Origin of the sequence: Oceanicella actignis (assembly GCF_008124525.1) — a bacterium.
Classification (GTDB): domain Bacteria; phylum Pseudomonadota; class Alphaproteobacteria; order Rhodobacterales; family Rhodobacteraceae; genus Oceanicella; species Oceanicella actignis.
In genome coordinates this window covers 180,122-200,087 of sequence record NZ_VNHJ01000005.1, presented here as the reverse complement: position 1 = coordinate 200,087, position 19,966 = coordinate 180,122, and the positions used below count along the sequence as shown (strand labels likewise).

General features: G+C 71.9%; 18 protein-coding genes and 1 tRNA gene. 6 read left to right on the top strand and 13 right to left on the bottom strand.

Features of this window, described 5'->3' with window-relative positions; all coding sequences use genetic code 11:
• Positions 1–5: 5 nt before the first annotated feature.
• The 7 genes from LY05_RS09295 to LY05_RS09265 form a co-directional block, all read right to left on the bottom strand.
• Complete coding sequence (locus tag LY05_RS09295; protein WP_148922952.1) at positions 6–1,016, bottom strand: ABC transporter ATP-binding protein; 1,011 nt, start codon at positions 1,014–1,016, stop codon at positions 6–8.
• An 11-nt stretch (positions 1,017–1,027) separates the two neighbouring features.
• A complete protein-coding gene (locus LY05_RS09290) occupies positions 1,028–1,858 on the bottom strand; it encodes a carbohydrate ABC transporter permease (RefSeq protein WP_072747406.1) in 831 nt (276 codons plus the stop codon).
• A 14-nt stretch (positions 1,859–1,872) separates the two neighbouring features.
• Positions 1,873–2,739 carry a carbohydrate ABC transporter permease gene (locus LY05_RS09285; protein ID WP_072747405.1) on the bottom strand — a complete coding sequence of 289 codons (867 nt, stop codon included), beginning with the start codon at positions 2,737–2,739 and terminating at the stop codon, positions 1,873–1,875.
• 110 nt (positions 2,740–2,849) lie between these two features.
• The gene (locus LY05_RS09280) at positions 2,850–4,154 is read right to left on the bottom strand and encodes an ABC transporter substrate-binding protein (RefSeq protein ID WP_148922951.1); all 1,305 of its coding nucleotides are present in this window, start codon (positions 4,152–4,154) and stop codon (positions 2,850–2,852) included.
• A gap of 101 nt (positions 4,155–4,255) precedes the next feature.
• Positions 4,256–5,287: a LacI family DNA-binding transcriptional regulator gene (locus LY05_RS09275; protein ID WP_148922950.1), complete on the bottom strand. Its 1,032-nt coding sequence runs from the start codon at positions 5,285–5,287 to the stop codon at positions 4,256–4,258.
• 132 nt (positions 5,288–5,419) lie between these two features.
• The gene (locus LY05_RS09270; RefSeq protein WP_148922949.1) at positions 5,420–6,610 is read right to left on the bottom strand and encodes an NnrS family protein; all 1,191 of its coding nucleotides are present in this window, start codon (positions 6,608–6,610) and stop codon (positions 5,420–5,422) included.
• Between the two features lie 47 nt (positions 6,611–6,657).
• A complete protein-coding gene (locus LY05_RS09265; protein WP_249041918.1) occupies positions 6,658–7,143 on the bottom strand; it encodes a group III truncated hemoglobin in 486 nt (161 codons plus the stop codon).
• Between the two features lie 54 nt (positions 7,144–7,197).
• On the opposite strand from LY05_RS09265, the gene LY05_RS09260 reads away from it, so the two are divergent.
• Positions 7,198–7,719, top strand: a complete 522-nt coding sequence (locus tag LY05_RS09260) for an RrF2 family transcriptional regulator (protein WP_148922948.1) — start codon at positions 7,198–7,200, stop codon at positions 7,717–7,719.
• Here LY05_RS09260 and LY05_RS09255 read toward each other — a convergent pair.
• On the bottom strand, positions 7,619–8,122 hold the full coding sequence (locus LY05_RS09255; RefSeq protein WP_148922947.1) for a cytochrome b: 504 nt from the start codon (positions 8,120–8,122) through the stop codon (positions 7,619–7,621). The genes LY05_RS09260 and LY05_RS09255 overlap by 101 nt on opposite strands.
• 301 nt (positions 8,123–8,423) lie before the next feature.
• The gene (locus LY05_RS15385) at positions 8,424–9,845 is read right to left on the bottom strand and encodes a tail fiber protein (protein WP_249041917.1); all 1,422 of its coding nucleotides are present in this window, start codon (positions 9,843–9,845) and stop codon (positions 8,424–8,426) included.
• A gap of 308 nt (positions 9,846–10,153) precedes the next feature.
• On the opposite strand from LY05_RS15385, the gene LY05_RS09235 reads away from it, so the two are divergent.
• Genes LY05_RS09235 through LY05_RS09220 form a run of 4 tightly spaced genes read left to right on the top strand, consistent with a single transcriptional unit; the run spans position 10,154 to position 13,517 of the window.
• Positions 10,154–10,645, top strand: coding sequence for a fasciclin domain-containing protein (locus LY05_RS09235; RefSeq protein WP_249041926.1), 492 nt, complete (start codon positions 10,154–10,156; stop codon positions 10,643–10,645).
• Positions 10,642–11,322: a deoxyribodipyrimidine photo-lyase gene (locus tag LY05_RS09230; protein ID WP_148922945.1), complete on the top strand. Its 681-nt coding sequence runs from the start codon at positions 10,642–10,644 to the stop codon at positions 11,320–11,322. The genes LY05_RS09235 and LY05_RS09230 overlap by 4 nt, the downstream gene beginning before the upstream one ends.
• 3 nt (positions 11,323–11,325) lie before the next feature.
• Positions 11,326–11,991, top strand: a complete 666-nt coding sequence (locus tag LY05_RS09225; protein WP_148922944.1) for an SDR family NAD(P)-dependent oxidoreductase — start codon at positions 11,326–11,328, stop codon at positions 11,989–11,991.
• Positions 11,985–13,517 (top strand): cryptochrome/photolyase family protein, encoded by a 1,533-nt coding sequence (locus LY05_RS09220; protein WP_148922943.1) that lies wholly within the window; start codon positions 11,985–11,987, stop codon positions 13,515–13,517. Before LY05_RS09225 ends, LY05_RS09220 begins: the two co-directional genes overlap by 7 nt.
• A gap of 207 nt (positions 13,518–13,724) precedes the next feature.
• Here LY05_RS09220 and LY05_RS09215 read toward each other — a convergent pair whose 3' ends face one another.
• Both LY05_RS09215 and LY05_RS09210 read right to left on the bottom strand, forming a co-directional pair.
• Positions 13,725–16,118 (bottom strand): YbcC family protein, encoded by a 2,394-nt coding sequence (locus LY05_RS09215; RefSeq protein ID WP_148922942.1) that lies wholly within the window; start codon positions 16,116–16,118, stop codon positions 13,725–13,727.
• Between the two features lie 10 nt (positions 16,119–16,128).
• Positions 16,129–17,667: a proton-conducting transporter transmembrane domain-containing protein gene (locus LY05_RS09210; protein ID WP_148922941.1), complete on the bottom strand. Its 1,539-nt coding sequence runs from the start codon at positions 17,665–17,667 to the stop codon at positions 16,129–16,131.
• Between the two features lie 110 nt (positions 17,668–17,777).
• On the opposite strand from LY05_RS09210, the gene LY05_RS09205 reads away from it, so the two are divergent.
• Positions 17,778–18,662 (top strand): LysR family transcriptional regulator, encoded by an 885-nt coding sequence (locus LY05_RS09205; protein ID WP_072747394.1) that lies wholly within the window; start codon positions 17,778–17,780, stop codon positions 18,660–18,662.
• Positions 18,663–19,133: 471 nt separating this feature from the next.
• On the opposite strand, the gene LY05_RS09200 is transcribed toward LY05_RS09205, so the two are convergent.
• Positions 19,134–19,210 (bottom strand) — tRNA-Pro (locus LY05_RS09200).
• 82 nt (positions 19,211–19,292) lie between these two features.
• Positions 19,293–19,949: a flagellar hook capping FlgD N-terminal domain-containing protein gene (locus tag LY05_RS09195; protein WP_148922940.1), complete on the bottom strand. Its 657-nt coding sequence runs from the start codon at positions 19,947–19,949 to the stop codon at positions 19,293–19,295.
• Positions 19,950–19,966: the final 17 nt, after the last annotated feature.

Here is a 19,966-nt window from a genome sequence, read left to right as displayed (position 1 = left end):
GGCGGTCATGCGATGCGCAGCCCTTGCGCGTCGAAGCGATGGATGGCGTCCTCGCGCGGGGTCAGCCAGACGCGGTCGCCATGGGCGCAGGGGGTCTCGCCGCTGACGCGCACGGTGATCGTCTCGGCCAGGCCCGTCTCGTGCACATGCACGAAGGTGTCCGAACCCAGATGCTCGGCCACGCCGACCACGCCCTCCCAGGCGCCCGGCGCCGGCTCGCGCGACAGGGCGATGTCCTCGGGACGCACGCCGATGGCGAAGGCGCCGCGGCGCCCGGCCTCTTCGCCCTCGATGAAGTTCATGCGCGGCGAGCCGATGAACCCCGCCACGAAGCGGTTGCGCGGGGCGCGGTACAGCTCGAGCGGGCTGCCCGCCTGCTCGATCCGGCCGGCCTGGAGCACGACGATCTTGTCGGCCATGGTCATGGCCTCGACCTGGTCATGGGTGACGTAGATCATCGTCGTGCGCAGGCGCTTGTGCAGCTCGGAGATCTCGAGCCGCATCCCCACGCGCAGCGCGGCGTCGAGGTTCGACAGCGGCTCGTCGAACAGGAAGGCGGCCGGCTCGCGCACGATGGCGCGGCCGATGGCCACGCGCTGGCGCTGGCCGCCCGACAGCTGGCCCGGGCGCCGGTCCAGATAGTCGGTCAGGTTCAGCGCCGCCGCCGCCGACTGCACGCGGCGCTCGATCTCGGCCTTGTCCAGCCCGGCCATGCGCAGCGGAAAGGCGATGTTCTTGCGCACCGTCATGTGCGGATAAAGGGCGTAGGACTGGAACACCATCGCCAGCCCGCGACGCGCGGGCGCCATCTGGGTGGCGTCGGCGCCGTCGATCAGGATGCGCCCGCCGCTGACGTCCTCGAGCCCGGCGATCAGCCGCAGCAGCGTGGACTTGCCGCAGCCCGAGGGCCCGACGAAGACCGCGAATTCGCCATCCTCGATCTCGAGATCGAGCGCAGGGATGACCTCGGCGTCGCCGAAGCGCTTGGCGACCTGTTCAAGAACGATGCGTCCCATGGGTTCCTCCCTTACTTGACGGCGCCGAAGGTCAGGCCGCGCACCAGCTGCTTCTGGCTGAACCAGCCAAGGATCAGGATCGGCGCGATGGCCATGGTCGAGGCGGCCGAGAGCTTGGCGTAGAACAGCCCTTCGGGGCTGGAATAGCTTGCGATGAAGGCGGTGAGCGGCGCGGCGTTCGCCGCGGTCAGGTTCAGCGTCCAGAACGCCTCGTTCCAGGCGAGGATGACGTTCAGCAGCACCGTCGAGGCGATGCCCGGCAGGGCCATGGGCGCGAGGACGTAGAGGATCTCGGCGCGCAGATCGGCGCCGTCCATGCGCGCGGCCTCGAGGATGTCGACCGGGATCTCGCGGAAATAGGTGTAGAGCATCCAGACGATGATCGGCAGGTTGATGAGCATGATCACCACCGTCAGCCCCGCCCGCGTGTCCAGAAGGCCAAGCTCGATGAAGATCAGGTAGATCGGGTAGAGCACCCCCACCGCCGGCAGCATCTTGGTCGAGAGCATCCACAGCAGGATGTCCTTGGTCCGCTTCGAGGGCACGAAGGCCATGGACCAGGCCGCCGGAACCGCGATCAGCACCCCCAGAAGGGTCGAGGCGCCCGAGATGACGATCGAGTTCCAAAGAAAGCGCATGTAGTCGGACCGCTCCTGCACCGCCGCGTAGTTCTCGAGCGTCCAGTCGAAGTTCAGGAACAAGGGCGGATCGGCGATGGCCTGCGCCTCGGTCTTGAAGCTGGTCAGGATGGTCCACAGGATGGGAAAGAAGATCAGCAGCCCGGCCGTCCAGGCGGCCACGGTGAGCAGAGCCTTGCGCCGGGGCGAATGTTCGCGCGCCATGTCCGTGTCCTCCCTCAGGCGTCCAGGTTCTTGCCGACGATCCGCATCAGGAAGATCGCGACGATGTTGGCCAGGATGATCGCATAGACGCCGCCCGCCGAGCCGAGCCCGACATTCTGGCTCTCCAGCACGCGCTGATAGATCAGGTAGGTCAGCGTCCGCGTGCCGAACGAGCCCTGGGTCGTGACGAAGATCTCGGCGAAGACCGACAGCAGGAAGATCGTCTGGATCAGGATCACCACCGTCACCGCCCGCGACAGATGCGGCAGGATGATGTGAACGAAGCGCGACAGAGGGCCGGCGCCGTCCATCTCGGCGGCCTCGAGCTGCTCGCGGTCCAGCGACTGGATGGCGGTCAGCAGGATCAGCGTCGCGAAGGGCAGCCACTGCCAGCTGACGATCAGCACGATCGAGGGCAGCGAGGCTTCGCTCATCCACGCCAGCGGCTCGGCCCCGAACAGGCGCCACAGATGGGCGAACAGGCCGTTCACCGGGTCCATGAACATGTTCTTCCACACCAGCGCCGAAACCGTGGGCATGACGAAGAAGGGCGCGATCACCAGCACCCGCACCACGCCCTGCCCCCAGATCGGCTGGTCCAGCAGCAGCGCCAGCAGCACGCCCAGCGCCACCGTCGCCGCCAGCACGCCGCCGACGATCACGAGCGTGGCCTGGATGCTGGGCCAGAAGGCGCTGGAACTGACGAAACGCACGTAGTTGTCGAAGCCGGCCCAGCCCAGGTCGCCCCCCCGCATCGGCAGGTAGCGCCGGAACGAGAACCAGAGCGTCATGGTCAGCGGAACCAGCATCCAGCCAAGCAGCAGCACAACGGCCGGAGCCATCATCATGCGGGCCGCAGCCCGCGAGCGTCGCGTCGCCATCGGGGTGTCCTCCTCGGGGCCCTGGGGGGCCGCCCGCGGATCCGTCGCATGCGGATCTCGCGCCTTGCGCGGACGGGGGCGGACGCGCCGCCCCCGCGCATGTCATGCGGTCAGCGGTAGCCCGCCGCCTCCATCGCGTCCTCGGTCAGGGCCTGCGCCTTGGCCAGCGCCTCTTCGGCGGTCTGCTGCCCGGCGAGGGCGGCCGAGAACTCCTGCCCGACCTCGGTCGCGATGCCCGCGAATTCCGGGATCGCCACGAACTGCACGCCGACATACGGAACCGGCTTGACGGTCGGGTGCAGCGGATCGGCCGAATTGATGCTCTTGAGCGTCATCTCGGCGAAGGGCGCCTTGGCGTATTCGGGATTGGCGTAGAGCGAGGCGCGGGTGCCCGGCGGCACGTTCGGCCAGCCCTCCTTCTGCGCGACCAGCTCGAGATACGCCTTCGAGGTGGCCCACTCGATGAACTGACGCGCCGCGGCCTCCTTCTTGGTGCCGGTCGGGATCGCCAGCGCCCAGGCCCAGAGCCAGTTGCTGCGCTTGCCCAGCCCCGCATCGGGCGCCAGCGCGAAGCCGACCTTGTCGGCCACGGTCGACTCCTTGGGGTTGGTCACGAACGAGGCCGCCACCGTGGCGTCGATCCACATGCCGCACTTGCCCTGCTGGAACAGCGACAGGTTCTCGTTGAAGCCGTTGGCCGAGGCGCCCGGAGGGCCGGCTTCGTTCATCAGGTCGAGATAGAAGGTCAGCGTCTGCTTCCACTCGGGCGTGTCGAACTGGGGGCGCCACTCCATGTCGAACCAGCGCGCGCCGAACGAGTTGGACATGGCGGTCAGGAAGGCCATGTTCTCGCCCCAGCCGGCCTTGCCGCGCAGGCAGATGCCGTAGATGCCGTTCTCGCGATCGGTCATCTTGCGCGCGGCCTCGGCGACGAAGTCCCAGCTCGGGGCCTCGGGCATGGTCAGGCCGGCGGCCTCCATCAGGTCCTTGCGATACATGATCATCGAGGACTCGCCGTAGAACGGCGCGGCATACAGCGTGCCGTCCACCGACAGGCCGTTGCGGATGGCGGGCAGGATGTCGTCCACGTCGTATTCGGCCGACAGGTTGTCCAGCGGCGCCAGCCAGCCGTTGCGGGCCCAGATCGGCGTCTCGTACATGCCGATGGTCATGATGTCGAACTGGCCGCCCTTGGTCGAGATGTCCGTGGTCACGCGCTGACGCAGCACGTTCTCCTCGAGCGTGACCCACTCGACCTTGTGGCCCGTCTTGGCCGTGAAGTCGTCGGTCAGACCCTGCATGCGGATCATGTCGCCGTTGTTGACGGTGGCGATGGTCAGCGTTTCGGCCATCGCGCCGCCGGCCGCGAACAGCGACAGGGCCGCCGCCGCGCAAGCTGCTTTCTGAAGGTGCATCCGTTCCTCCCTGGCTTGGATGTGCAGATCAGGGTTAGCGCAAACGGAGCCTCGCGCATAGCAAATTTTTACGCGCGTAAATTTTCAACGCGCATCAAGCCTCAAGCCGACGCGCGCTCGACCAGCCGGCCGCCGAACAGCGCGACCTCGCGCGAAGCGGCGCGCGAATCGTCGCGAATCAGGCTCAGAAGCGTCTCGGCGCTCTTGCGCGCGATGGCCTCGTAATCCTGCGCCACCGTGGTCAGCCGCGGGCAGGTGTAGCGGGCGAAGGGATGGTCGTCATGCCCGGCGACGCGCAGCGCGCAGCCCGGCCCGCGCCCCACGCGCAGCCCCTTTTCGTAAGCCGCCGCAAGAAAGCCGATGGCGAGGCGGTCGTTGCTGCACAGCACCGTGTCCGTCGGCAGGCGCCGCCGCGCGATCGCCTCGAGCCCGCCGCGAAAGCCGACTTCCTCGAAATCCCAGCCGGTTCCCTCGGCGCGCACATACATCGGCTCAAGCCCGCGCCGGGTCATGGCGCGGGCGTAAGCCTCGCGCCGCTTGAGCGCGTTGGGGTTCGAGGGATCGCGCATCTCGAAAAAGGCGGGCGGCTCGCCCGTGTCGCACAGCCGATCCACGATCAGCCCCACGCTCTGGTCGTTGTCCGACCCCACGAAGGCCTCGCCCGCCCCCTCGACCGAGCAGTCGAAAAGAACCGTGGTCACCTCTTCGCAAAAGGCGCGCACGCGCTCGGCGTCCGAGCGCCGCCCCAGCGGCGCCAGCAGCACGCCGGCGGGGCGGATGTCGCGCAGGCTGTCCAGGTTCTCGAGCTCCTGCGCCGGGTCGCCATGCGAGCTGAGCAGGATCGGCCGGTAGCCCGCGGCGATGACCACCGCCTCGACATGGCGCGCCATCTCGGCGAAGAACGGGTCGGCCAGGTAAGGCACGAGAATGCCTATGTTCCTGGTCTGCTTGCGGTTCTGGTTCAGCGCATAGATGTTCGGCCGATAGCCGAAGCGCTCGATCGCCGCCTCGATCCGCGCGCGGGTCGATTTGCGCACGCTGGCGGGGTCGTTGAAGTACTTCGACAGAGTCGGGCGCGAGATGCCGCTGACCGCGGCGAACTCCTCCATGGTGCGGATCTTCGCATCGCTCATCTGTCGTCGCCCATCGCGCGCATTCCTCGTCCCGCCGCCGCAGCGGCGAGCATCGCGGCGGCGCGCCAAATGCGCAAGACCGCCCGCCCGAAGCTTACTTGTCGCGCGTAAAGTTTTCCACCCGCCCGCGCGTCACGCCGCCGCGGCGTCGGGGCGCGGGCGCGTCAGGATGGGCCAGAAGATGATCGCGAACCCCGCGAAGGCCGCGATCCAGGCCCCCGCCGCAAGATGCAGCAGCCACGCCTGCTCGGGCGCCAGACCGCCCGCCAGCCGCGCCGCGACCGCGACGATGACGGCCCAGTAGAGGGCGGCGACGGGCCGCCCGGCATGCAGCGGGCGCCCGCCATGGCCAAGGCTGGCGCGCGTCATGACCGCCAGCGTCATCAGCCCCACCGCGCCGGCCATCCACAAATGCTGCGCGGCGGCCATGGCCTGCGGTGCCGCGATCCCGGCGGCCATCGCCGCGAAGCCCAGGGGCACGAAGGCATAGGCCGCGTGCAGCACCCACACCAGCGCCTCGGCCCGGCAGCGCGCCCCGCGCCAGCGCGACATGCGCCACAGATGCGCCGCGCCCGCCGCCGCCAACGCCGCCGCCGTCGCCCGCGCATCGGGCGCCGCCGTCCACGCGCCCAGCGCCAGCGCCGCCAGCGACAGCGCGACGGCGTCTCCCCGCCCCATGGGCGCGGGCAGCCGCGACTCGCCCCGGCGCACGAGCCAGTTGCGCGTGAAGCTGGGCACGATGCGCCCGCCGATCAGCGCAATCAGCATCACCGCCGCCACAAGCCCCAGGCGCAGGCCCGGCCCCTGCGCGGGAAAGCCTCCGCGCGCCGCCTCGAGGTGAAACAGCGCGTTGCCCGCCGCCCACAGCCCCAGCAGCGCCAGCACCGGCAGGTTGCGCCAGTTGCGCCCGGCCAGGATCTCGCGCGCCAGAAAGACCAGCAGCGCCGCGCCCAGCGACAGATCCGCCGCCGCCGCGAGCGCCGCGGGCGCGCCCAGCGCCATCGCCGCCCGCCCCGCCAGCCACAGCCCGGCCAGCGCCGCCAACGGCCAGCCCGTCACCGGCAGCCGCCCCGTCCAGTTCGGAACGGCCGTCAGCAGAAAGCCCGCCATCACCGCGCCCAGATAGCCGAACATCATCTCATGCGCGTGCCACGAGACCGGATCGAGGCCGATGGGCAGCGGCTCGCGCCCCGTCAGCATCGCCGCCCACAGCGCCATCGCCAGCGCCGCCCAGATCCCCGCGGACAGGAAAAAGGGCCGAAACCCGTAGCTGAGGACCGCGGGCCCCTTCCAGGCGCGCATGCGCGCCGCCGAACCGCTCATTCTCTCGCCTCCATCCAGACGCGCCCGGCCGCGGGCGCGCGCATCGCTCACAGCCGCGGCGCCGCGCCGGCCGGGCGCCCGGCGTCCTCGATCGCCATGTGCAGCGAGCGGGCGATCCGCTCGGCCCGCTCGACGACGAAGGCCGCGCCCTCGGGCGGGCAGGTCTCGGCCGCCGTCTCGCGGAACAGCTCGAGCCAGCGCGCGAAATGCGCCCAGCGCGCGCCCAGCCCCATGTGGCGCGGAACCGGCGCGCCATGATAGCGGCCGGTCATCAGCGCGACCGAGGACCAGAAATCCACCATCCGCGCCAGGTGCGGCTCCCAATCCGAGATGCGCGCCGCGAAGATCGGCCCCAGCTCGGGATCCGCGCGGACCTTGTCGTAGAAGCGGCGCACCAACGCCTCGATGCGGGCCTCGTCCAGCCCGGTGCGCGCCATCAGCGCGCGCGTCTGCGCCGGGCGGGCCGAGCGGATCGGCGGAAGGGGGGCGTCCTGCGCCATGGCGTGCTCCTTCGATTCCAAGGCTTGCGCCATGTCGTATTCCGGTGAATAAGCATCTTCAATACCTATTTTGCCGCAAGGAGCGTCATGCGCCTGACCGCCTTCACCGATTACGGATTGCGCATGCTCATGCGCATGGCCGCCGCGCCCGAACGCGCCTTCTCGACCGCCGAGCTGGCCGAGGAGCTGGGCCTTTCGCGCCATCACCTGACCAAGATCATGCAGCGCCTGGCGCGCGGCGGGGTGGTCGTCACACGGCGCGGCGCGGGGGGCGGGGCGACGCTGGCCCGCCCCGCGGCCGAGATATCCCTGGGCGCGGCGGTGCGGCTTCTGGAAGAGGGGCAGCCCCTGGTCGCGTGCCTCGCCCGAGGGGGCGAGGGCTGCGCGCTGGACGGGCGCTGCCGGCTCAAGAGCCGCCTGCGCGCCGCCGAGGCGGCCTTCCTGGCCGAGCTGGACCGCGCCACCCTGGCCGACGTGGCCTTGCCCTCGGCCCCCGCGCGTCCCGCGCTCAGCGCGCGCGATCGGGCCGGAACATCCGCGCCGCAACGCCCGAACGCAGCCACAGGCCGTGATGCAGCGCGCCCGCCACATGCAGAGCGACGGCGATGAGCAGAATGGGCTTGAGCGCCTCGCCATGGATCTCGCCCGCAAGGCGCAGCCCGCCGAACCAGGCCGCCGCGCCCGTGACCGGCAGCGCGATCATCAGCGCATGGAGCGCGACATGCGTCGCGCGCGCCAGCGCCCGCGCAAGCGACGGCTCGTCGGCGGGCGGCGGCGGCGCGCCGCGGCGCGCGCGCAGCGACAGGCGCCAGAGGGCGAGCGCCAGAACCGCCAGCCCCGCGATCACATGCGTCAGCACGCCCGCGTCGGGCCCTGAATAGGCGCCCTCGCGCAACGCGCGCAGGGCGGCGAGCATGGAGTCGTGACTGACGAAGGCGGCGACCAGCGCCGCGGCGCCGATCCAGTGCAGGGCGATCTGGGCGGGGCTGTAACCCTTGGGGGCTCGGGTCATGGATGCGCTCCTTCTTTACGGCTGCCGGCGCAGGCGCGCCGCTTGCCCGCCTTCAACGCGCATCGCCCCCGTCTCCGTCGCCGCGCCTGGCGAGAGGCCCATCGGCAAGCGGCTTCGGCGCGCGCAACGGGCGCCCGCCAGACCGCACCCGGCGCAATGCATGACCCGGCCCCGCCTGCGCCCGCGACCGCAGGGCGCAGGCCGGGGCCGAACAGACCGCACGGCGCCCGCCTGGCGCTCGGCCTCGCCGACGGCGCGCGGACATGGCGGACCGCGGGACGGCGGCGCCGGCGATCCCCTCTCAGCGCCCGGCGGCCGCGCCGCGCCGCCGGCGGGCGGCCGCGCCCAGCCCGCCCAGCGCCGTCAGGCCGGCCAGCAGCGCCGGCAGCGCCGACGGCAGCGGGACGGCGCTGGGCGGGTCGGGCAGCGTGATCGCATGGGAATGGGGCGCCAGGTTGGCCGCCGTCAGGGTCAGGCTCTCCTGCCCGGAAACCCGACCCAGAGGATTCTCCCCGCCCGGCCAGGGATCCGCGCCGATCGGCGTTCTTCCGCGCAGGTCGGGCAGCGCGAAAGTGGTGCGGCCATCGCCGCCGTAAATGGGCCCGATGATCGAAAACAGGTGCGGATACAAGCCGATCGACAGCAGCCGTCCATCCGCCGGCGCCCAGACGCCCGCGTCCGAGAACGACGGCGACGGCCCGCCGAAAAGGGCGATCTCGCCCAGATAGTGCTCGTAGCCCGAGGACGCGAAGTCCCCGGTGGGGAATGCCCCCCACAGCGCGATGCCGTAGAGCAGGTCGAGCGTCGGCTGCCCGAGCGACGCCTCGGCCCCCGCACCGGCCTCGCCGACGGCGCCCGCGCTCGAATCGTGCGCGTGGGCGGGCAGGATGTCGGCCGTGGCGGGGATGACCTCGTCGCCCGCCTTCGCGCCCACCTGGGACGGAGCCGCCGCGCCCCTGGCCGCGCGCCCGCGCAGATCGGGCAAGGCGAAGGTGGTGCGCCCGTCGCCCCCATGCGCCACGCCGTAGAGCGAGAACAGCGCCGGATTGTCCGACACCCTCAACTCGGCGCCGTCGGCATCGGCGAAGCCGGGCTGATCGCCCAAGGCGGCCGAGATGTTGACCATCCCGATGCTGGGGTTGGAATAGTCGGTCGGCCCTTGCCCATAGACCCCCTGAAGCGCGACATCCATGTTCAGCGCCAGGCTTGGCATCATGTTCGAGATGGCGCCCCCGCCGCCCGAGGCCGCGACCTCGCCGCCGTCGAAGGGATGCGCATGTCGCGGCATGGTCGCTTCGGTCATGGTCGCGGTCTCGGCCCCGACCGTCTCGCCCAGAAAGCGCGGCGTCAGACCGGGCCCCGCCCCGGCGCCGATGATCGTGCGCCCCCGCAGATCGGGCAGCGCGAAGGAGGCCTCTCCATCGCCGCCATAGGTCGTGCCAAGCCGTGAGAACAGCGCAGGGTTCTGCGCGATGGGCAGCAGCTGCCCGTTCGCGCGCGCGTAGCCCTGCGGCACGACCGAGCCTGCGAACCACTTGATCTGCCCGAGGTCCTCGAAAGCGCCTTCGGTGCGGATCAACGGCGTCAGCGCCAGCCGCGGCTGGGCGATGGCGAAGGGGGCGCCGGCGCCGGCGGTTTCCGTCTCGATGGCGAAAGCCTGCGCGCCCGGCGCCCAGAGAAAGGCGGCCGCCGCCAGACCCGTCGCCGCAATCTTCTTCCGCATCGTGTCATCTCCCCCAGCCTGGCCGCGCCGCAATATCGGGCCATTCCACCATCCGGGGAGATGAACGGTCAAAGGAATAATCCGGCAAGGCGGCGCGCGGGGCCCGAACGCGCCGCCGCGCCGCGGCGCTTTCGCCCCGGCCCCGCCAGGCGGGACGCGCCCGGACGACGCCCCCGCCGGGCGCACCCGTCGGGCATGATCGGCGCATTTGTGATCCGGCGCGCGCCCCGCCGCGTAACCAGGATACAATCACCCAACGGAGGTTCCCGATGACCCGCATTCCCCGCATGGCCGCCACCGCCTTCTCGATGACCCTTGCCGCCGCGGCCCTGACCGCGACGGGGGGCCTCGGCCTTGGTCCGCAACCCGCCCTCGCCGGCGCGCACATGAAGAAGGACATCGTCGACACCGCCGTAGCGGCCGGCAGCTTCAAGACCCTGGTCGCCGCCGTGCAGGCCGCGGGCCTGGTCGAGACGCTCAAGGGCGAGGGCCCCTTCACCGTCTTCGCGCCCACCGACGACGCCTTCGCCAAACTGCCCGCCGGCACGCTGGACGAGCTGCTCAAGCCCGAGAACAAGGACAAGCTGACCGCGATCCTCACGTACCATGTGGTGCCGGGCAAGGTGATGTCCTCGGATCTCAGGAACGGGATGAAGGCCAGGACCGTGCAGGGCCAGGAGGCGACCATCACCCTGTCCGAGCCGCCGATGGTCGACGGCGCGCGCATCGTCAAGCCCGACATCGAGACCTCGAACGGCGTCATCCACGTGATCGACGCGATCATCCTGCCGGCCGAGTGACGTTCGGCAAGGGAGCCGGTCGCATGGCTGGGCGAACCTCGCTTCAGGTCGTGTGGTTCAAGCGCGACCTGCGCGCAAGCGACAACACGGCGCTTGTGCGCGCCGCCCGACATGGATCGGTCCTGCCGCTCCATATCGTGGAGCCGGCGCTCTGGCGGCGCGAGGATGCCTCGGGCCGCCAGTTTGCATTCCTTGCCGAGTGCCTCGAAGACCTGTCGCGCGCGCTCGCGCTGCTCGGCCAGCGCCTCGTCATCCGTGTGGGCGAGCCGGTCGCCGTTCTCGAGGCCATCCGTTCGAGCCACGGCATCGCCGCGCTCTGGTCGCATCAGGAAACGGGCCATCTGGCAAGCTTCGCGCGCGACCGCGCCGTCGCATCCTGGGCGCGCGCGCATGCCATCCCCTGGCACGAATTCCCGCAGGACGGCGTCGTGCTTCGGCTGGCCTCGCGCGACGGCTGGGCAGAGCGCCGGGAGGCGGCGATGTCGGCCCCGATCGTGGCGACGCCGCGAGCCCTCGCGCCGCTCGGCCCCGTGCGCTCCGACCCGCTGCCCGCCGCCGCCGATCTGGGATTGTCCCCCGACGCGTGCCCCGCCCGCCAGCGCGGCGGGCGCGCATGGCCTTGCCGCGCTCGACGCCTTTCTCTCGGCCGCCTGCCGCCGCGCAAGACGGGAGATTGAAAAATGACTGAACGCGCTCTCGTCATCGGGGCTTCGGGCGGCATCGGCGCCGCCCTCGCCGAAGAGTTCGCCCGCCGGGGCTACGCCGTCGCCGCGCTGTCGCGACGCGCCGACGGGCTTGACCTTGCCGACCCGGCGTCGGTCGAGCGCGTGCTGGGCGCGACGCAAGGCCCCTTTGCGCGCGTCGTCGTGGCGACGGGCATTCTCGCCCCCGAAGGCGGGCGGCCCGAAAAGAGCCTGGCGCAGATCGACGCGGCCGCCATGGCACGGGTGTTCGCCGTCAACGCCATCGGCCCGGCGCTGATCCTGCGGCGCCTGCCGCGCCTTCTGCCCCGCGATGCGCCAGCCGTTGCGGCGGTGCTGACGGCGCGGGTGGGCTCGATCGGCGACAACCGGCTGGGCGGCTGGTATTCCTACCGCGCCTCGAAGGCGGCCGCCAACCAGATCGTGCATACCGCCGCCATCGAACTGGCGCGCAGCCACCGGCAAGCGGCGCTGGTGGCGCTGCATCCGGGCACCGTGGACACGCCCTTCACCGCCGCCTATCGCGGGCGCGACAAGCTGCCTCCCGCCGAAGCCGCGCGCCGCCTCGCCGAAGTCATGGACGGCCTCGCTCCGGCGCAGTCGGGCGGCTTTTTCGATTACGCAGGCCGGCCCATTCCATGGTAGCGCCGCGGCTCGTCCTCGTTCTCGGCGATCAGCTGACCGAGTCCGTCGCCGCGCTGCGCGCCGCCGACCGGGGCCGTGACCTCGTGGTGATGGCCGAAGCCATGGACGAAGCCACCTACGCGCCCCATCACCCCCAGAAGATCGCGCTGTTCTTCGCCGCCATGCGCAAATTCGCCGCGCGCCTTGCGGCCGCGGGCTGGCGCGTGGCCTACAGCCGTCTGGACGATCCCGACAACGCCGGCTCGATCCCCGGCGAGCTGCTGCGCGGCGCCGCCCAGGTCGGCGCGTCCGAGGTCATCGCCACCGCGCCCGGCGACTGGCGGCTGCGCGCGGCGCTCGAGGCGGCGCCGCTGAGGCTGCGCATGCTGGAGGACGACCGCTTCATCTGTTCGGCGCGCGACTTCGCGGCCTGGGCCAAGGGGCGCAAGACGCTGCGGATGGAGTGGTTCTACCGCGAGATGCGCCGCAGGACGGGGCTGTTGATGGAGGGCGACGCCCCCGCCGGCGGGCGGTGGAATTTCGACGCCGAGAACCGCAAGCCGCCGAAGGCGGGCCTCGGCTTTCCCGACCCGCCCGCCTTCGCCCCCGATCGGACCGTGCGCGAGGCGCTCGATCTGGTCGCGGACCGCTTCGGCGCGCATTTCGGCGATCCCGAACCCTTCGCCTGGCCCACCGACCGCGACGAGGCGCTGACGCTGCTGGCCCATTTCCTGCGCCACGCCCTGCCCCGCTTCGGCGACTTTCAGGATGCCATGGCGACCGGCGCGCCGGCGATGTTCCACTCGCTGCTCTCGGCCGCGCTGAACCTTGGCCTTCTCTTGCCGCTCGAGGTCTGCCGCGCGGCCGAGGCCGAATGGCGCGCGGGCCGGGCGCCGCTGAACGCGGTCGAGGGCTTCATCCGGCAGATCCTCGGCTGGCGCGAGTTCATCCGCGGGGTCTGGTCCCTGGAAGGCCCGGACTACATGCGCCGCAACGCGCTGGGCCATCGCCGCAAGCTGCCCGCCCTTTATTGGGGCGCGCCGACGCGGATGCGCTGCATGGCCGAGGTCGTCGGCCAGACCCGTCGGCTTGCCTACGCCCATCACATCCAGCGGCTGATGGTCGCCGGCAACTTCGCGCTGCTCTCCGGGGTCGATCCGGCCGAGGTGCATCGCTGGTATCTGTCGGTCTATGCCGATGCCGTGGAATGGGTCGAGGCGCCGAACACGCTGGGCATGAGCCAGTTCGCCGATGGCGGGGCGGTGGCGTCCAAGCCCTATGTCTCGTCGGGCGCCTACATCAACCGGATGTCGGACTATTGCCGCCGCTGCGCTTATGACGTCAAGGCCAGGACCGGCCCGAGTGCCTGCCCCTTCAACCTGCTCTACTGGCATTTTCTCGACCGCCACCGCGACCGCTTTGCCGCGAACCCGCGCATGAGGCCGATCTATCGCGGCTGGGAGGGGCGCGACAGTGCCGCCCGCGCGCGGGTGCTGGCCGAGGCCGAGGCGTTCCTCGCCCGGCTCGATGCGGGCGAGACGGTCTGAGCGCCGAGGCACCCCGAAGGGCGGCCGCGGGCGGAGCGAACGCCGCGCCGCCCGCCTCGCCCCCTTCGCTTTCCGCCGGACCGGGGACGGACCGCGCCCGGGACCGGGCGCCTGTCCGTGGCCGCAGCGCCCCCGGCCCCGCGCGGGGCGGCCGCCCTGCGCCGGCGCCTTCGCCGCCGCGCGCGGGGCGGGCCCGGCGCGCAGGCGTCAGGCCGCCGCCGCGACGGGCGCTTCGGCCCGCCAGCCGCCGCCGGGACGGTAGCGCGCGGCGACGCGCCCATCCTCGAGCTGCATCAGGTGCAGCCATCCGTTGTCGAACAGCGCCGCAACCTGCGGATGGCGCGCGAGGACGTCCGAAATCGCCTCGGGCGGCGCCTCGACCAGGACCGTCAGGCGCAGCGGCTCATGCGCCAGGCGCTCGCCGTCATGCACCGCCTGCCAGGGCAGCCCGGCGCGCAACCTGCCGCCATTGCCCTCGACCACGCCGATGCCGCCGACCACGTTGTGGATCAGCTTGTTCCCGGCGCCGAAGACCTCGGGCGCCACGGCCGAGGCGTAGTATTGCAGGCTGATCCAGCCGGCCACCACCACCGGCGCGGTCAGGATCAGCTCGAGCGTGGCGAAGCCCTTGTCGCCGCGCCAGTCATAGCTGTGCAGAAACGCCCGTCCGCCAAGATCCTTTCCGGCGGTCGCCGCGCGCGGGGCGGCGATGAAGGCGGCGCAGCCGGCAAGGCCCCATTCGGGCCGCACCTCGGCCCAGTCGCGGGCGCGCGCGGCGAGCGTGTCGGGCGTCGCGCCCGGCAGACGCAGCGCGCGCTCGGCGCGCACCTGCCGGCCGGCGGCGGCGAGCCAGCCGCGCGCGCGCCCGATCTCGGCGGCGTGCGCGGCGGCCCTTGCGGCGGGAAGATCGGCCTCGAACAGGATCGCCTCGTCGGTCGTCGTCTCGTGCAGGGCCGCCAGGAACAGCGTGTCGTCGGGCAGCTCGACCCCGTGGGCGGGCAGATGCGCGCGCGTCTCGGGATCGTTCAGCAGCCCCGCCAGCAGCCGCGCCGAGACCGCGCCGTCATGCCCCCCGCAGGCGCCGCAGCGATAGGCGCTTTCATGCGGGTTGTTGGTCATCCGGGCCCCATGGCCCACCAGCAGCACCAGCCGCGCGAAGCCCTTCGTCAACCCCATGGCCGCCAGCGCGGACGCCGCCGCCTTCGCCCGCGCCGCCGGATCGGGCGCGGGATCGAGGCGGGGGGCGGGTTCCAAACCGCCGTCCTTCGCCGCCCGGCCGAAGGCGCCCGCCAGCAGCTTGCCGCCATAGGCCGGCCCCGCCGCCTCGACGAAGGCGAAGGACGAGACCGCCGCCTGCCGGAACCGCCCCCAGGCGCGGATGGCGCGGGCCTTGATGCGGGCCGCGCGCTCGCGCGGCTCGGGCGCGCGGGCGACGCTTGAAAGCGTGGGCCGCAGCAGCGCGGGAAGGCGCGCCTCGTCCACGTCCGAGGCATGGGGCAGATGTGCTACGGGCAGGCCGAAGAACCCCGCGCAGCCGATCGTCTCGATGCCGGGCGCCTGCGCCTCGAGCGCGCGGCGGAACGGCTCGGAGCGCACGTCGATGCAAAACGCCGCCTGCAGCGTCGGCCGCGCCGGGCTGGCGGGCGCGGCGCCGCCGAGCCGCGCCGCCAGGCGGCGCTGGAAGGCGCGCTCGGCCGCGTCCTGAAGGATCCAGTCGATCACGTCCTCGATCGACGGCGCCGTCGGCGCGGCATGGGCGGCCGCCGCCGCGCGCCAGCGCTCGGCCAGGTCCGGATGACGCGCCAGCAGCGCCTCTTCCCAGATCAGCCGGATGGCCAGCAGCCCCGCCAGGGTGCGGTCGGTTCCGCCTTCCTGCTCGGCCCGCCACAACAGCCAACGCGCATGCTGCGCCCAGCCGCCAAGATCCATCAGCAGGCGATGGAACGCGGTCTCGGCCGCCGCCTCGTCAAGCTCGAGCGCGTCGGCGGCGCGGCAGATGGCGCGCTCGGGCGTGTCCGGCGCGGCCGAGACATGGGCGCAAAAGCCCGCAAGCCCGGCGATCTCGGGGGTCAGGTCGCGCGCCGCCCAGGCGCGCCACGAGGCCCAGGCGTCGGCGCCGGGCGCCGGCAGCCACAGCGCCTGCCCGCGGTCGAAATGCCCCGCCGCCCACAGGCCGACGCAACGCTCGATCACGGCGGGCCAGTCCACGCCGGTCCGTTGCGCGGCCAGATCGGCCACGGTGGGGGGCGCCTCCGGCTCGGGCCGCGGCGCGCCCAGCCGCGACTTGAGCAGCCCCAGATCCGCCGGCTTGAGCGAGGACGGGCACGCGATGAGCGCCTCGACAAGATCCTCGTCGGCGATGCGCCCGGCCGCGATCTCGGCCGCGATCCGGGCGCGGGGGCCGAACAGCCGGACCCCCGCCGTCCGCGCCAGCCGCGCCGAGGCGGCGGCCGGCGTCTCGCCCGCCTGGCCCATAAAGGGATTCACCGCCACCGTAGCGTCAAGGGGGAAGGCGGGCGGAATGGCCCGCGCGGCGGCCTCGGCCGCGCCCAGGAGCGCCGACATCCGCGCCGGCGCAAAATCGGTCTGCTTCATGAACATGGCCGTTTCCTCACTTCGCCTTCACGGTCCGAAAGCCGCCGATCGCCTTGTCGAGCAGCGCGTTCAGGTAAAAGCCGTTGGCGACATGCACCCGCAGGCCCGCGGCGGCCGGATGATGCGCCCAGAGCGGGAACAGCGCCTGCGCCAGCGCCACCAGCCCGAACGAGCCGACCGCCAGCACGATCAGCGCCCATTCCAGCGGCCCCGGATCGGGCGGCGCGGGCAGATGCGCCCCCCACAGCGCCTGCGCGCCCAGCTGGAAGCCGAAATACGCCGCCGCCGCGCCGGCCGAGGCCAGAGCCGTGCGCCAGGTCAGCGCCCGCGGCGCCGCATCGGCTAGACCCTGCGCCACCAGATAGGCCACGCCGAAGACCAGCATCGCGCCAAGCGCCAGCGCCTGCGGCGATTTGGGCCCGGCGATGGCCATGAACAGCCCCGCCATGGCCGCGTAAAGCGCCAGCGACAACGCAAAGGCGCGCGCCACCGCCCCCCAGCCCGGAGCCGCGACGGGACCGGGCTTGCGCGCGGCGCGCACTTCGGCCACGGCCATGCCGGCGGTCAGGAAGGCATGGCTCTTGTAAAGCCCGTGGGCGATGATGTGCAGCAGCGCCAGGGGCCACAGCCCCAGCCCGCATTGCAGCAGCATGAAGCCCATCTGCCCCACCGTCGACCAGGCCAGCGCCGTCTTGACCGCGCTTTGCGCAAGCATGACCACGGCGCCGAACAACGCCGTCAAGCCGCCCATGAAAGCCAGCGCCGCCATCGCCGCGGGGCTGGCCTGCACCAGATCGGCCAGCCGGATCAGCAGAACTCCGCCGGCGTTGACGACGCCCGCATGCAGCAGGGCCGAAACCGGCGTCGGCGCCTCCATCACCTCGGTCAGCCAGCCATGCGCGGGAAAGGCCGCCGTCTTGAGCAGCGCCGCCAGCACCACCAGCGCCGCCGCGACATGATCGGCCGCCCCCGGCCCGGCTTCGCCGATCAGCGCGCGCAACGCCGCCATGTCGCCCAGCCCATGCGCGGCCCACAGGATCGCGGCGGCCAGGATCAGCGCCGCGTCGCCCGCATGCCAGACCAGCGCGAACTTGGCCGCCGCGCGGCGCGCCGCCGGCCGCTCGGGATAGAAAAGCAGAAGCTGGCGCAGCAAGAGGCCCGTCGCCGCGAAGGCCGCCGCCAGCAGCGCAAGATGCGCCGCCTGCGCCAGAACCAGCACGGCCGCCAGGGTGGCCAGCATGAGCGCGTGAAACCGCCCCTCGCGCGGCTCGCCATCCATGTAGCGCGCCGCGTAGCGCGTCACGATCCATCCGATGAAGGCGACCAGCGTCGCCATGGTCGCGCCGATCGCGTCGGCGCGCATCGGCCCGCCCCCTTCATCCGCCCCCGCAAGCGCCGCCCCGCCAAGGGCCAGCGCCAACGCCGCAAGACTGGCCGCCTGAGGCAGCAAGCGCGCCGCCGGCGGCCTGCGGCCGGGGCGCATCATCATCGCCGCGGCGGCGATCGCAAGAACCAACGGGGCCAGCTGCGCGGGAGCGAGCGGGAAAGCCGTCATGACCGAACTCCGTATGCTGCCAAGAGAAGCGGAGTGGTGATAGCCGCTGGCTCTGTTCGACAAAATTACATATTTTTGCAGAAATCATTCTATCTGATGGAACGTTCGACATGCTGAACCTGCATCACCTGCGCCTGTTCCGCGCGGTCGCGCGCGAGGGCACGCTGACCGGCGCGGCGCGACGGCTGAACCTGTCGCAATCGGCGCTGTCGACGCAGATCCGCACGCTCGAGGCGGCGCTGGGCCAGGAGCTGTTCGAGCGGCGCGGCCGCGGCCTGGTCCTGACCGAGGCCGGGCGCATCGCCCTCGATCACGCCGAGGCGATCTTCCGCACAGCCGAGGACCTGGTGGCCACCTTGCGCGAACGCGGCGCCCCGCGGCAGGCGCTGCGCGTCGGCGCGCTCTCGACGCTGTCGCGCAACTTCCAGATCGCGTTCATCGCGCCCTTCCTGTCGCGCCCCGACGTCGAGGTGGTGCTGCGCTCGGGACCGCAGGCGCAGCTTCTGGCCGCGCTCGAGGCGCTGGCGCTTGACGTGGTGCTGACCAACCGCCCGCCCGCGCAAGACGCCGCCAGCCGCCATATCGTGCACCGCATCGCCGAGCAGCCCGTCAGCCTGATCGGACCGCCCGCCCTGGCGGGGCGCGAGCTGCGCGACCTTCTCGAGAATGAGCCGCTGATCCTGCCCACGGCCGAAGACGCCCTTCGCGCGGGCTTCGACGCGCTGCTCGACGCGCTGTCCATCGCGCCGCGCATCGCCGCCGAAGCCGACGACATGGCGATGCTGCGCCTTCTGGCGCGCTCGGGCGCGGGCCTGGCGGTGATTCCGCCGATCGTGGTGCGGGACGAGCTGGCCTCGGGCCGGCTGGCCGAACTTGCGCGCCTGGACGGGCTGAGCGAGACGTTCCACGCCGTCACCCTGCGGCGGCGCTTCCCAAATCCATTGGTGCGCCAGGCCATTGACGCGGCATTGGCGCGAACGCCCGAGGCAGGCTGATCCGCCCGCCTCACATCCTGGCGCGGTGGCGGATTTCGACGCCGCGCGCTTCGGCCGCCGCCGGACCGGGCGATCCGGGCCGTGGCGCGTGGCAGACGAAATCGCGCCACGGCCCATGGCGAGATGACGCCCTTCGCGCCCTGCAGGCATCCCCGCATCGCGGCCGCCTGCGGCCGGGGCGACGGCAAACCGCTCGAAACCGGCGCGGCGAAGGGGCATTGACGGTTGGCATGAAAGGATCCCGCGCCGACCCCGTCCGGCGAACCCGTCCGGGAATACGCTCGCCGTCGCCGGCGGCTCGAGCGCTTTCGGCCCGCGCCGACGACGCCCCCGGTCCCGACTGCACTGGCCCCCATCCTGGCGCGATGCACGCGCCCGCGGTCACGACGAAGGCTCTGCGGCGCCCGACGGAACGACAAGCGCCGACGGCGCACTCACGCGGCTTGCATGATACGGCTTGAGGAAAGTTGATGGTCGGAGTGAGTGGATTCGAACCACCGGCCCCTGCCTCCCGAAGACAGTGCTCTACCAGGCTGAGCTACACTCCGACCCGCTCGGGGCGGACCCCGACGATGGGCACGGCTATATATCGAGCAAGGGACGTTCGCAAGACCCCTGTTCGCGCGGAATTCACGAGGGCGCGCGCACGGCGGCGACCTCGGCCTCGCTCACGCTTCGACCGTTTTCAAGCACCAGAAGCGCCTCGCCGCCCGAAAGCCTCACCTCCTGCACCAGCGCGAACACGCGGCCAGGCTTGGTGCGCTCCAGACCATCCTCTCCGCTGCGCAGCTGTTCGAAACGATACAGGCCCTCGGGCGCCGGCTGACCGTCGATCGTTCCATCCCATATCACCGTCGAAGACGCGGGATCGACGGCCATGCGCGCCACCTCGCGGTCCGATTCGTCATAGACGACCATCTGCGCCGATTGGGCCGGCGCCCCCGCGTCGAAGGCGACCTCGATCGGGGCGCCGTCGAAGCGGGCGAAAGTCGGGGCCTGCACCTCCTTCCCGATCCATTGCACCGCGCCCGAGGCGCTTGCCGCAAGCATGCTCCTGATCGACTCGAGCTGCTCGTTGGTCTTCACCTGCTGCTCGACGCCCGAAAAATTGGCCAGCTGCGCGACGAACTCGGTCGAATCGGTCGGGTTGAGCGGATCCTGGTTGCGCATCTGCGTCGTCAGCAGCTGAAGAAAGGTGTCGAAGTCGGACGCGATCTGTCGTGCGGAGTCGCTGTTGCGGGCGCCCGCCGACGCCGCCGCCGCAGTCGTGGCTGAATTGACTTCCATGTCGCGCGATTCCTTTC

What these genes read in the sequence shown, in the direction of transcription:
- LY05_RS09295 (WP_148922952.1), bottom strand. Translation starts at nt 1,016, where the DNA reads ATGGGACGCATCGTTCTTGAACAGGTCGCCAAGCGCTTCGGCGACGCC.
- LY05_RS09290 (WP_072747406.1), bottom strand. Translation starts at nt 1,858, where the DNA reads ATGGCGCGCGAACATTCGCCCCGGCGCAAGGCTCTGCTCACCGTGGCC.
- LY05_RS09285 (WP_072747405.1), bottom strand. Translation starts at nt 2,739, where the DNA reads ATGGCGACGCGACGCTCGCGGGCTGCGGCCCGCATGATGATGGCTCCG.
- LY05_RS09280 (WP_148922951.1), bottom strand. Translation starts at nt 4,154, where the DNA reads ATGCACCTTCAGAAAGCAGCTTGCGCGGCGGCGGCCCTGTCGCTGTTC.
- LY05_RS09275 (WP_148922950.1), bottom strand. Translation starts at nt 5,287, where the DNA reads ATGAGCGATGCGAAGATCCGCACCATGGAGGAGTTCGCCGCGGTCAGC.
- LY05_RS09270 (WP_148922949.1), bottom strand. Translation starts at nt 6,610, where the DNA reads ATGAGCGGTTCGGCGGCGCGCATGCGCGCCTGGAAGGGGCCCGCGGTC.
- LY05_RS09265 (WP_249041918.1), bottom strand. Translation starts at nt 7,143, where the DNA reads ATGGCGCAAGCCTTGGAATCGAAGGAGCACGCCATGGCGCAGGACGCC.
- LY05_RS09260 (WP_148922948.1), top strand. Translation starts at nt 7,198, where the DNA reads ATGCGCCTGACCGCCTTCACCGATTACGGATTGCGCATGCTCATGCGC.
- LY05_RS09255 (WP_148922947.1), bottom strand. Translation starts at nt 8,122, where the DNA reads ATGACCCGAGCCCCCAAGGGTTACAGCCCCGCCCAGATCGCCCTGCAC.
- LY05_RS15385 (WP_249041917.1), bottom strand. Translation starts at nt 9,845, where the DNA reads ATGCGGAAGAAGATTGCGGCGACGGGTCTGGCGGCGGCCGCCTTTCTC.
- LY05_RS09235 (WP_249041926.1), top strand. Translation starts at nt 10,154, where the DNA reads ATGACCCTTGCCGCCGCGGCCCTGACCGCGACGGGGGGCCTCGGCCTT.
- LY05_RS09225 (WP_148922944.1), top strand. Translation starts at nt 11,326, where the DNA reads ATGACTGAACGCGCTCTCGTCATCGGGGCTTCGGGCGGCATCGGCGCC.
- LY05_RS09220 (WP_148922943.1), top strand. Translation starts at nt 11,985, where the DNA reads ATGGTAGCGCCGCGGCTCGTCCTCGTTCTCGGCGATCAGCTGACCGAG.
- LY05_RS09215 (WP_148922942.1), bottom strand. Translation starts at nt 16,118, where the DNA reads ATGTTCATGAAGCAGACCGATTTTGCGCCGGCGCGGATGTCGGCGCTC.
- LY05_RS09210 (WP_148922941.1), bottom strand. Translation starts at nt 17,667, where the DNA reads ATGACGGCTTTCCCGCTCGCTCCCGCGCAGCTGGCCCCGTTGGTTCTT.
- LY05_RS09205 (WP_072747394.1), top strand. Translation starts at nt 17,778, where the DNA reads ATGCTGAACCTGCATCACCTGCGCCTGTTCCGCGCGGTCGCGCGCGAG.
- LY05_RS09195 (WP_148922940.1), bottom strand. Translation starts at nt 19,949, where the DNA reads ATGGAAGTCAATTCAGCCACGACTGCGGCGGCGGCGTCGGCGGGCGCC.